An 11,230-nucleotide genomic window follows, 5' to 3' on the forward strand; every position below is an offset into this window, starting at 1 on the left:
TATATGGACTCCTCGTTTATTGCAAGCCTAGTTTTCAAAAATTGATGTCAAAACAGAGATCAAGATTGCTGCCATATATCCGGTCTCTCAACAGAGGCTTTATTGCCTCAGGACTCCTGATGAATCTATCCGTGCGCTTATTCCTCAACCATCGTAACGGTTTCTTAAGAACCTATGGGTATAACGGGTTGTAAAAGCACCGGTCTGACCTGTTGTTGTCATCACTGATTGTCTGCTTGCCTCCGCAATCTTGTGGACTCGGTTAAATCAATCTCACTCATCAGGGTTATCCACGCTTTGTCCACGGGCTCCGAGCTCTCCTCTCTAGCTGGGAGCCCGTGGACAAAGGGTGGATAACCCTGCCCGATGCCCGCGTTAGGCAGGCGCCCCTTGATAAGCTTCGTTTTTCGTGGTCATCGCCCACAGTATCCGGGCGTTTTTGTTGGCTAGGGGAACCGCAGCCTTGTTAAAGCCGCGGCGCTCGACCAAGGCCTGCAGCCACCGGCTGAGTTGATCCGATTTGCCAGCACAGTTTTTGACCACCGCGCGGGCACCATGAATTAAGTTGGTTCGGATATAACGATTACCCCGTTTACTGATCCCCAGATAGCGGGGTTTATCGCCGCTGCTATGCTGCCCGGGAACCAGGCCCAGACTCGCCGCATAATCTCGGCTACTGGCATAGCCTTTGCCGTCCCTCTGTGTCAGGATAGTTGTTTCTGATCGAACGCGAAGTCTTTCATAAAAAGAGCCAGAAGCTTACCCGTGAAATTGCCTTGGGTATGACCAGTAGACCCGCTGAACAAGCGAATGCTCAACGACTACTCGCAATTAATCGTGGGCATTGGACCATCGAAAATTCGTGTCACTATATTATCGATTGGAATTATGACGAAGATCGCTGCCAAATTTCAAATGGCAATGGCCCTGAGAACATGACGCGACTACGCCGGTTTGCAGACGGGGTGATCAAAATGTTCGCCAAAGGAAAGACGAGCGTGACTGAAAAAATGCAGCAATTGAACCGTAATATCCGGTTGGTTTTTGACTATTTGCGTATGACTCAGAATTCTATACGCGGCGTCACGCCTTACTTAAAGGGTTAACGCAAATTTACCGTGTGATTGGAATGCAATTTGTCGGTCACAGACGCCGGATAATGATAGAATTCCCTGTTTTTCCAGCAAGATGTATTCATGCGATTGATTAGAGGATTGGCTCACATTGAACCTCTGCCGAAAGGTTGTGTGCTGACGATAGGCAATTTCGACGGTTTGCACTTAGGTCACCGGGCGGTTATCGACAAATTGGCACGGCAAGGCCGGGAAATGGGCTTGCCGTCGGTCGCTTTGATATTCGAACCCCAGCCTTTGGAATATTTTCAAGGAAGAAACGCTCCGTCGCGTCTAACTCGATTACGGGAAAAAATCATTCAGTTCTCGGCATCGCCTATTGATCGAGTATTGATACTGCGTTTTAATCGCTTCTTTGCCGATTTGGAGGCCGAAGATTTTATCGAAGATATTTTGCTGAAACGGCTGAATGTCAAATATCTCGTGGTCGGCGACGACTTTCATTTCGGCAAGGCGCGGCGCGGTAATTTTGCGATGTTGAAGGAAAAGGGCTGTGAGTTCGGTTTTCAGGTCGAAGATACACCTTCTTATCAAATAGATGGGCATCGGGTCAGTAGTACGATGATTCGTGATGCCTTGGGTGAAGGCGACCTGGATTATGCCGCCGGCATGCTCGGGCGTTCTTATTCGGTTTGTGGTCGAGTGGCCTATGGCGATAAGATAGGGCGCACGATAGGATTTCCAACCGCAAATATTCAGCTATCGCGAAAAAACACACCGATCGAGGGCGTGTTCGCGGTTGTCATGACCGGCATCGATGGACGGGAAATACCCGGTATTGCCAATGTCGGCACGCGACCAACCGTGGGCGGCGGTTCGAAGGTGATTTTGGAGACCCATTTATTCGATTTCAACCGCGATATTTACGGGCACTATGTCGAAGTGCATTTCAAGAAGAAAATAAGAAATGAAATGCGTTTTCCTTCGCTGGACGAACTCAAGGCGCAGATCGTCAACGATGTGGACGAAGCTAAAAAAATTTTACTGATTTAACTCAAGTTAACGACGATGGATTATAAAACTACACTGAATTTACCTAAAACGGATTTTCCGATGAAGGCCAATCTGGCGCAACGCGAACCGGAGCGGCTGGCGGCTTGGAACGAAATCGATCTGTATCAGAAAATTAGGGAAGAGTTTGCCGGACGCCCTCGATTCATTCTGCATGACGGCCCGCCTTATGCGAACGGTGCGATTCATATCGGTCACGCGGTCAATAAAGTTCTGAAAGATATTATCGTTAAGTCCAAGTCATTGAGCGGATTTGATGCGCCTTACGTTCCGGGGTGGGATTGTCATGGCTTACCGATCGAACTGATGGTCGAAAAGAAAGTCGGTAAGGCCGGCGGCAAAGTTTCCGAAGCCGAATTCCGCAATGCCTGCCGCGACTATGCGGCTAAGCAAGTCGAGATGCAAAAGGGCGAATTCATTCGCTTGGGCGTATTGGGTGAATGGGATAACCCTTATTTAACGATGAACTTTAAATTCGAGGCAGACATCGTTCGCGCACTGGGTAAAATTAGCAAAAACGGCCATTTGAGTAAGGGCGCGAAACCAGTGCATTGGTGTACCGATTGCGGTTCGGCGCTGGCCGAGGCCGAAGTCGAATATGAAGACAAGCATTCGCCTGCGATCGACGTGCGCTTTCAGGTCGTCGACGAAGCCGCATTTTTGGCGCGCTGTCATCATGTGCCCGAGCACGAAGGCGAAGGCCCGCTCTCGGCCGTGATTTGGACGACCACGCCGTGGACCTTGCCGGCCAACCAAGCTGTTGCATTGAACCCGGAATTGGAATATGCGGTCGTGCAATGCGAAAAAGACGGCGCAAAAGAACGTTTGGTCTTGGCCGAAGCCTTGATGAAGGATGCGATGCTCCGTTACGGCATTGAGGAATATCATGTAATTGCCTATTGCAAAGGTGATGCGCTGGAAAATCTGCTGTTACAGCATCCGTTCTATGAGCGTAAAGTGCCGGTTATTCTCGGCGAGCACGTCACGGTCGAGGCGGGCACCGGCGCCGTGCATACCGCTCCCGGCCACGGTCAAGAAGACTATGTGGTCGGCCTGAAATACGATTTGCCGGTGGACAATCCGGTCGGCGACAACGGTGTGTTCTTGCCGAATACCGAATTGTTTGCCGGCGAGCATGTCTTCACAGCGAACGACCATGTGCTCGAAGTGTTGGCCGAGCGAGGCAAGTTGGTGCATCACGAATCGATGCTACACAGTTATCCGCATTGCTGGCGGCATAAGACGCCGATCATCTTCCGCGCGACACCGCAATGGTTTATCTCGATGGAGAAAAACGGCTTGCGCGATAAGGCCTTGGAGGAAATCAACAAGGTCCAATGGATACCGGATTGGGGGCAGGCCCGTATCGAAGGTATGGTCGGCGGACGCCCGGATTGGTGCGTGTCGCGTCAGCGTACTTGGGGCGTGCCGATCGCGTTATTCGTGCATAAGGAAAGCGGGGATCTGCATCCGAACACCGAGGCATTGATCGAACAAGTGGCTCTTCGCATCGAACAAAAAGGCATCGACGCCTGGTTCGAATTGGATGCGGCTGAATTACTCGACGCCGATGCCGAACATTATGAAAAAATGCAAGATACGCTCGATGTCTGGTTCGACTCCGGCGTGACGCATTATGCCGTACTCGATGCCAGGGATAATTTGGATTTTCCGGCCGACTTGTATTTGGAAGGGTCGGATCAACATCGGGGTTGGTTTCAATCGTCCCTCTTGGCATCGGTCGCGATGCGAGGTGTTGCGCCTTACAAGGCGGTATTGACGCACGGTTTCACGGTCGATGCGGACGGCAAAAAAATGTCCAAGTCGAGCGGCAATGTCGTCGCGCCGCAAACGATCATGAAAACCTTGGGTGCTGATGTGTTGCGCCTGTGGGTTTCGGCGACCGACTATCGCGCCGAAATGAATGTCTCGGACGAAATTCTGAAAAGAACCTCTGATGTTTACCGGCGCTTGCGTAATACGGCCCGTTTCTTGTTGTCCAACTTGGACGGTTTCGATCCGGCTCTGCATACGGTTCCAGCGAACGAACTGTTGGCATTGGACCGCTGGGTCGTCGACCGCGCTTATTGTTTGCAGCAAGAGGTCGTTGCCGCTTATGAAAGCTATCAATTCCACCAAGTCTATCAAAAAGTGCATAACTTCTGTGCCGTCGACCTCGGCGGTTTTTATCTCGACATCATTAAAGATCGGCAATATACCGCGAAAGCGGACGGTTTGGCGCGTAGGTCCGCGCAAACTGCGATGTATCATGTCGCCGAAGCGTTAGCCCGATGGTTGTCGCCGATTATCAGCTATACCGCCGACGAAATTTGGCACTATCTGCCGGGGCAGCGTAGTCAGTCGGTGTTTCTCGAAACCTGGTACCAAGGCCTTTTTGAGTTGGACAAAGATTCTCCGATGGACAGAGATTTTTGGTCAAAGGTGATGGCCGTGCGCGAAGCGGTCAGCAAGGAATTGGAGCGGGTGCGCAAAACCGGTGCGATTGGGGCATCGCTCAATGCCGAGGTCACTTTGTATGCCGACGAGCGTAACTTCCCGGTATTGAAACAACTCGAGAGTGAATTGCATTTTGTGTTTATTACGTCGGCGGCAACGGTTCAAGTGCTGGCATCGAGTCCCGATGATGCCGTACAAGCTGAGTTGGAAGGGTTAAAAATCAAGGTCTCGGTATCCGGTCACGCCAAGTGCGTGCGCTGCTGGCATCAACGCGCAGATATCGGCGTCGATCCGAATCATCCTGAATTATGTGGACGCTGCGTCGAGAATATCGTTGGCGACGGCGAAGTCCGACGTTTCGCTTAAAATAAGGACGGGTCGAATGTTGAAATGGCTTTGGTTATCGTTTGTCGTGCTGGTTCTGGATCAAATTACCAAACTGGCGGTAGCGGCGAACATGCAGCTTTATCAATCGATTCAAGTAATACCTTTTTTTAATCTGACCTATGTGCATAACACCGGCGCGGCCTTCAGTTTCTTGAGTGAGGCCGGCGGCTGGCAGCGTTGGTTTTTCGCCGCGTTGGCCTTCGTGATTAGTGTTGTGATCACGGTTTGGTTAGCAAGGCTCAAGCGGCATGAAACCCTGTTGGCGGTTTCGTTGGCCTTGGTACTCGGCGGCGCGGTCGGCAATCTGATCGACCGACTCGCCTACGGCTATGTGATCGATTTTCTCGATGTCTATTATCAAGACTGGCATTGGCCGGCGTTCAACATCGCCGACTCGGCGATTACGATCGGTGTCGCGTTGATGATTGCCGAATCGTTCGGTATTGGCAAAAAAGACGAAGCCTCGTGAAAAAGCGGTGGTAGGGTACATATCGCGTACCTTTTGATGAGTATCCATTCCGATTTGTTCGAAAGGCGTCTCGTAGCGCACCCTACATTAACAAATCGAACAACCTATCCCAATCGAACGACGGACCCGGGTCGGTCTTGCGGTTTGGTGCAATATCGCTATGGCCGGTCAACGTTTGTTTGGATAATTTCGGATAATGTGCAAATAAGCATTTTAGCGTTGCCGCGAGTTGTTCATATTGTTCGTCGGTATAGGGCGATGTTTCGGTTCCTTCGAGCTCGATGCCGATTGAAAAATCATTACAGCGTTCCCGACCTCGATAGCTTGAAAGGCCCGCATGCCAGGCGCGTTTGTCGAATGGTACGTATTGCACGACTTCGCCGGTCCTTCGGATCAGCAAATGCGCCGAAACTCTTATTTGATGAATGTCTTGAAAATAAGGGTGATCGCTGGGGCATAATGTATTGCTAAACAAACGGTCGATATGGGGCGTACCGAATTCGCCGGGCGGTAAGCTGATGCAATGAATCACAACTAGCGAAATATTGTCGGGGTCGGGGCGTTCGTCATGATTCGGTGAAGGCCTTTGCTTACAATCATCGAGACAGTGATTGGTGAGTTTCATGGGGTTTTATAATTATTCGGAGTACGAAAGTATGAACCAATCGTCCATTGTTGAGCAAATCCAACTTTTTCTCGAAGAAGATATCGGTACCGGGGATATTACCGCGCAAATTATTCCCGAAAACAAAAACGCTCGGGCTGAAGTCATCACGCGTGAAGACATGGTTTTATGCGGACACGCCTGTTTCGACGCCGTGTTCCGGTTCTTGGACGAAAATGTACATATCGAGTGGCTAGTCACCGAGGGTGATAAGGTCTCCAAGGATACTGTGCTATGTCGTTTGCAGGGTAATGCTCGTGCCTTGTTGACAGGTGAACGAAGTGCGTTAAATATTCTACAAACAATGTCAGCAACCGCGACGCAAGCTAGAGGATATGCCGATGCGGTAGCCGGAACGGAGTGCCGTATCCTCGATACGCGTAAAACTCTACCCGGTTTGAGAAAACTTCAAAAATACGCAGTGGTTTGCGGCGGTTGCGTTAATCATCGGATCGGCCTGTTCGACGGCATCTTGATCAAGGAAAATCATATCATTGCGGCGGGTTCGATTACCGCCGCAGTACAAATGGCACGCGAGCTATCCGAATTGCCGGTCGAAATCGAAGTGGAGAATCTTCAGGAGTTTGAACAGGCGCTTGCTGCCGCACCGGACCGGATCATGCTCGATAATTTCAGTCTTCAAGATTTGAAGGCCGCGGTTAAGCTCAACGGCGGCCGAGTCGGATTGGAAGCGTCGGGTAATATCGATTTAAAAAGCGTTAAAAAAATTGCCGAAACCGGTGTCGATTTTATTTCGATCGGCGCATTGACCAAAAATATCAAAGCGATTGATTTGTCGATGCGTATCAACCTGGTGAATTGACATGAGCGAAAAAAAAGCGGATTTATGCCGGCTAATCAGTCACGGCGTTTATGTGGTCGGCGTGCGCGACGGCGAAAAAACCAATGCCTTCACCGCCGCGTGGGTCATGCAAGTGTCTTTCGATCCGGTTATGCTGGCGCTGAGCATCAATCCTGAGCATTATTCTTATCGACTCCTTGAGGCCGGCAAATGCTGTTCGGTCAATGTTCTAGGCAGGGATCAAATGACCATGGCCGAGCATTTCGGCCGCTCCGGGCCCGATAAAATGTCGGGATATGTTTGGCAACAGGAGAAAACCGGCGCGCCGGTATTATCAGAAAGTCTCGCCTATTTCGATTGCGAGCTCAGTCATTTCACCGATGCCGGCGATCACCGCATCGCTGTGTTGAGGGTCGTCGATGCGGCGATGCTTAGAAGCGGTCCCTTGATGCTCTACAGTCAGACCGGCGATATGGATGGCAGCAGCGAGCTATACGACGAATAACGTCATCAGAAAAAGATAACCCTAAAAAGAGAGAAGTTGGCATGTGTTGTAGACCGTTCGTGCTGAGCCGAGTCGAAGCACGAACGGTCTACAACACTTTTACCTGCTTGGTGAAGCTTCAAATTATCCCTCACCCACCCCGCGCCTCGAACTTTCATTTGTTGAAGCAATTGTCAGTCCTTCATGAGAGTTAGAATAAGTTAATAATTTAACCTGACCCCTTTTTTCACTTTTTTCAGACCCCTTTTTTCATTTGACCCCTTTTTTCACCTTTTTTCATGAAACATCCGGTTGTTGTAAGTATCCATACATTTTGTAAGTATTCATACGTATAGTTTTCAGATGACGATTCATAAATACTAAACCCCCGATAAAACAGAATAATCTTATATCTTAAGAGAGGGCTCCCCCCATGATGAATCGTACCTTTAATTTTAAGGACTCATCTTCAGAATCCCATAGAGAAATTAGCCGTAACATCGCTTTCCATGAAGCGGGCCATGCTGCCGCTATACATTTGGGCAACCAAGAGAAAGGATTGCCGCCGGTTTTTTTTCAGATATGTGTCAAACCGTTAAATACCGACTTTCAGTCATCCGAGTGTTTAGGAGATCGATCGGCTCGATATATGGCTAAAGTAGAAGGCGGCCGCTTGATTCATACGATAGCAACATCGTTTCACGAAACGACAAAATACTTTTCTAATGCACAAAAGCTTGCTTATCAGTGTGCTTTTGAAGCCGATATCATCAATTTACTCGTTGGACCGCTTGCTGAGGCCAGATATATCGCATTGCGCGACAATGAACCCATTAATTCTCGGCTAGTGAATATCGAGGCGCTGCAATATTATGGCGGATCATCCGATTTGGAGCTAGTCAACGAGTATCTTGACTGCTTTATTGTGACTCGGGAACTAAGAGAGAGAAAACTCAAGTCGCTCTTCATGGACGCATTCAGTTTTATCAATGATAGGTCAAATTGGCTCGCAATCACTGCGCTGGCCAACTTTGTTTTATCGACCGATAGAAATGTCCTTCAATTTGAAGAAATTGGATCAATACTTGAACAGGGCAAGTTACTGACAAAAAACTAACTCAAAGGCGCTATCGACACCTAGTCTAGGTTCATTGTTTTCAATAAATTCGAGGGGGGTTAGCTGTTTTATGAAAAAGATGCCCCATAGTGCTATTGATGATAGTCATCTGCCTCAGCATGCCGAGCGAACACTCACTAAGATGTCGGCGGCAATCGTCCAAAAAGCGACAGGTTCCCAAAATCTACAACGCCAACTAAAAGTCCGCCCGGGCGAACGGAGCAAGTTGCGAATTGCGCCGAGTCAGCTTGATACCTCGTTTAAACGTTACACCGAGCTCGACGATTTTGTACCCATTGCTTATTTTATACTGGCCGAAGATAGCAGCATTATCGGTGCTAATCAGGCGGCAGAGCGGCTGTTTGGCATGTCTCGGTCGACCTTAAGCCGGCAACGTTTTGCAAAACTAGTCTGCGAAGAGTTTCAGTCTACCTTCAATGCTTTTTTGGAGAAAACTTTCGCAATCGGGCATCCTCAAAGTTGTGAGGCGATGTTAAAAATTGCTGGGCGAGTGATTTGGATAGAAATTAAGGCCATTGCCGATCCGACACTTCAAACCTGCCGTGCCGCAGTTTCGGACATTACCGAACGCAAGCAAACCGAGCGTCGATTACAAATCGCCACAATGGCCTATCAGGCGATAGACGAAGCCATTTTGATTACCGACGCCAGTTACCGTATCGTTGCCGTCAATCCCGCTTTCACAAAACTTACCGGCTACACAGAAGAGGACGTCGTCGGTCAGTTCGTGCAATTTTTTAAATCCGAGTGCCATGACAGTCGTTTCTATTTGATTATATTGAAGGCCTTGCGGAAGACCGGACATTGGCAAGGCGAGATTTGGAAGCGCCGCAAGAATGGTGAAATCTATCTTGAATGGCTGAGAATCAACACTAATTACGACAGCAACGGTAAGGTGCTGCAGCGTGTCGCGATAGGCACCGACATTACCGCTCGCAAGCGTGCGGAAGAAGCGATGTGGAAGCGGGCAAACTTCGATCAGTTGACCGGTTTGCCGAACCGATATTTATTTTATGACCGCGTGCAATTAGCCATCAAAAAAGCTTATAGGGAAGGCCTGCCAATGGCTTTGATGTTGCTTGATCTCGATCGGTTCAAGGAAATCAATGATACCTTGGGGCACGACATGGGAGACATCCTGCTGTTGGAGATTGCACGGCGGCTGAGCCATTGCGTGCGCGAGACCGACACTGTGGCACGCCTGGGCGGCGATGAGTTTGCAATAATTCTGAATGAACTGGAGGATCGTGTCAGCGTCGAACGCATTGCTCAAAGTCTATTGACGCAACTAGCTGAACCGTTTTTGCTGAATGGCGAAATGGTCTATATATCCGTTAGTGTCGGGATCACATTTTTTCCGGAAGATGCTTCCGAAATTGAAGCATTGTTAAAAAATGCCGATCAAGCCATGTATGATGCCAAAGAGGCGGGCCGTAACCGGTTCAGTTATTTCACGCGCACCATACAGGAGGCTGTTCGATCCCCGGCCATTTTAGCTAAGGATTTACGAGATACGCTTGCCGATAATCAGTTACAGTTGCATTATCAGCCCATTATCGAATTGGCAAGCGGTGTAATTTATAAGGCGGAGGCGCTGATCCGCTGGCGACATCCGCAGCATGGATGGCTTGATCCGACGAATTTCATTGCCGTTGCCGAGAAGACGGGATTAATCGTTGAAATGAGCGATTGGGTATTTAAAGAAGCGGCACGACAAGTGAAGCTCTGGCGAAGATATTTTGATAAGCGTTTTCAGATCAGCATCAACGGCTCCCCAATGTTATTCCATTGCGCCGATTATCAAAATACTTGGTTAGAGTATTTGCAACAAAGTGGGCTTACGGCAGACAGTATTGGAGTCGAAATAGGCGAAGGTCCGCTGATGGATGCTTCGCACGCCGTTTCAAACCCGTTGTTTTCGTTCCGCGATATCGGTATGCCGATCGGTATCGACGATTTTGGCACCGGTTGCTTGTCATTGTCCTGCTTGCAAAGATTTGATATTGATTACCTGAAAATAGATCGGTTGTTTGTCTGCAATCTGTTGGATCAATCGAAGGAAATGATGCTTTGTGAAGCAATGATCGCTATGGCGCACAAGCTCAAGATAAAGGTGATCGCGGAAGGGGTGGAAACTCATGATCAGTGTGAGCTGCTCAAAAAAATGGGTTGTGATTTTGCTCAAGGGTACTTATTTTCAAAGCCCGTATCCGCCGAAGCCTTTGAGGCGCTGCTAGCCAAACGCGAATGAACGATCGACTTAAAAATTGTGTTGAGTATTTTCTGAAATCATCACTACTTTTACCCTACCCGGACAAGCCGGAACCAAAAAGACTACCAAAATAAATACATAAGTTTTCCTGATATGTAGAACATTCAGCCAAATCGACAAAGGCCAAAAGCCCCGTCATACCGGCAGGGATTGCCTGTAATCAGTGTACAGGGACGTACTCATGAATATTTTGTCCGGTCGCATCCATGCATCTGGACTCTGGCAATTCCTGGCGGAATGACGCGTTTTTCCTTAAGTTGGCGCCTATGGGGAAAGAATATCAATTTGTTGGGGCAACACATATTATGTTACCTGATTAGCAAGATGCTTCAGCTTGCCGAAGCCAAGTGTCCGAGCCGGGGCCAGTCGTAGTCGCAAAAACTAAAATATGCTGTTACCCAAGCTCCAGCTTG

At 49.0% G+C, this 11,230-nt stretch carries 9 protein-coding genes and 1 pseudogene; 8 read left to right on the forward strand and 2 right to left on the reverse strand.

Annotated features, from left to right (window positions below; genetic code table 11):
• Positions 1–375: 375 nt before the first annotated feature.
• Positions 376–693 (reverse strand): annotated as a pseudogene (locus ACRJJO_RS21260) (transposase); the annotation flags it as partial.
• Between the two features lie 20 nt (positions 694–713).
• On the opposite strand from ACRJJO_RS21260, the gene ACRJJO_RS21265 reads away from it, so the two are divergent.
• The 4 genes from ACRJJO_RS21265 (at position 714) to lspA (ending at position 5,457) form a co-directional block, all read left to right on the forward strand.
• Positions 714–1,106 carry a hypothetical protein gene (locus ACRJJO_RS21265; protein WP_431067568.1) on the forward strand — a complete coding sequence of 131 codons (393 nt, stop codon included), beginning with the start codon at positions 714–716 and terminating at the stop codon, positions 1,104–1,106.
• A gap of 90 nt (positions 1,107–1,196) precedes the next feature.
• Positions 1,197–2,126 (forward strand): bifunctional riboflavin kinase/FAD synthetase, encoded by a 930-nt coding sequence (gene ribF, locus ACRJJO_RS21270; RefSeq protein ID WP_431067569.1) that lies wholly within the window; start codon positions 1,197–1,199, stop codon positions 2,124–2,126.
• A 15-nt stretch (positions 2,127–2,141) separates the two neighbouring features.
• A complete protein-coding gene (ileS, locus tag ACRJJO_RS21275; protein ID WP_431067570.1) occupies positions 2,142–4,967 on the forward strand; it encodes an isoleucine--tRNA ligase in 2,826 nt (941 codons plus the stop codon).
• 16 nt (positions 4,968–4,983) lie between these two features.
• On the forward strand, positions 4,984–5,457 hold the full coding sequence (gene lspA / locus ACRJJO_RS21280; protein WP_431067571.1) for a signal peptidase II: 474 nt from the start codon (positions 4,984–4,986) through the stop codon (positions 5,455–5,457).
• Between the two features lie 82 nt (positions 5,458–5,539).
• Here the strand turns inward: lspA and ampD are convergent, their stop codons facing one another.
• Positions 5,540–6,082: a 1,6-anhydro-N-acetylmuramyl-L-alanine amidase AmpD gene (gene ampD, locus ACRJJO_RS21285; RefSeq protein ID WP_431067572.1), complete on the reverse strand. Its 543-nt coding sequence runs from the start codon at positions 6,080–6,082 to the stop codon at positions 5,540–5,542.
• 31 nt (positions 6,083–6,113) lie between these two features.
• Between ampD and nadC the strand changes: the two genes are divergently transcribed.
• From nadC to ACRJJO_RS21305, 4 genes are all read left to right on the forward strand, one after another.
• The gene (gene nadC / locus ACRJJO_RS21290) at positions 6,114–6,944 is read left to right on the forward strand and encodes a carboxylating nicotinate-nucleotide diphosphorylase (protein WP_431067573.1); all 831 of its coding nucleotides are present in this window, start codon (positions 6,114–6,116) and stop codon (positions 6,942–6,944) included.
• Between the two features lies 1 nt (position 6,945).
• Positions 6,946–7,428: a flavin reductase family protein gene (locus ACRJJO_RS21295; RefSeq protein ID WP_431067574.1), complete on the forward strand. Its 483-nt coding sequence runs from the start codon at positions 6,946–6,948 to the stop codon at positions 7,426–7,428.
• 412 nt (positions 7,429–7,840) lie between these two features.
• A complete protein-coding gene (locus ACRJJO_RS21300; RefSeq protein WP_431067575.1) occupies positions 7,841–8,524 on the forward strand; it encodes a hypothetical protein in 684 nt (227 codons plus the stop codon).
• Positions 8,525–8,594: 70 nt separating this feature from the next.
• The gene (locus ACRJJO_RS21305; protein WP_431067576.1) at positions 8,595–10,796 is read left to right on the forward strand and encodes a putative bifunctional diguanylate cyclase/phosphodiesterase; all 2,202 of its coding nucleotides are present in this window, start codon (positions 8,595–8,597) and stop codon (positions 10,794–10,796) included.
• Positions 10,797–11,230 lie beyond the last annotated feature (434 nt).

The sequence above is a fragment of the Methylotuvimicrobium sp. genome (genome assembly GCF_050611805.1).
Lineage (GTDB): Bacteria > Pseudomonadota > Gammaproteobacteria > Methylococcales > Methylomonadaceae > Methylotuvimicrobium.

Bases quoted from the DNA above. Each gene is read 5' to 3' on its own strand.
- nadC (WP_431067573.1), top strand. From the start codon at position 6,114: ATGAACCAATCGTCCATTGTTGAGCAAATCCAACTTTTTCTCGAAGAA.
- ileS (WP_431067570.1), top strand. From the start codon at position 2,142: ATGGATTATAAAACTACACTGAATTTACCTAAAACGGATTTTCCGATG.
- ACRJJO_RS21305 (WP_431067576.1), top strand. From the start codon at position 8,595: ATGAAAAAGATGCCCCATAGTGCTATTGATGATAGTCATCTGCCTCAG.
- ampD (WP_431067572.1), bottom strand. From the start codon at position 6,082: ATGAAACTCACCAATCACTGTCTCGATGATTGTAAGCAAAGGCCTTCA.
- ribF (WP_431067569.1), top strand. From the start codon at position 1,197: ATGCGATTGATTAGAGGATTGGCTCACATTGAACCTCTGCCGAAAGGT.
- lspA (WP_431067571.1), top strand. From the start codon at position 4,984: ATGTTGAAATGGCTTTGGTTATCGTTTGTCGTGCTGGTTCTGGATCAA.
- ACRJJO_RS21295 (WP_431067574.1), top strand. From the start codon at position 6,946: ATGAGCGAAAAAAAAGCGGATTTATGCCGGCTAATCAGTCACGGCGTT.
- ACRJJO_RS21300 (WP_431067575.1), top strand. From the start codon at position 7,841: ATGATGAATCGTACCTTTAATTTTAAGGACTCATCTTCAGAATCCCAT.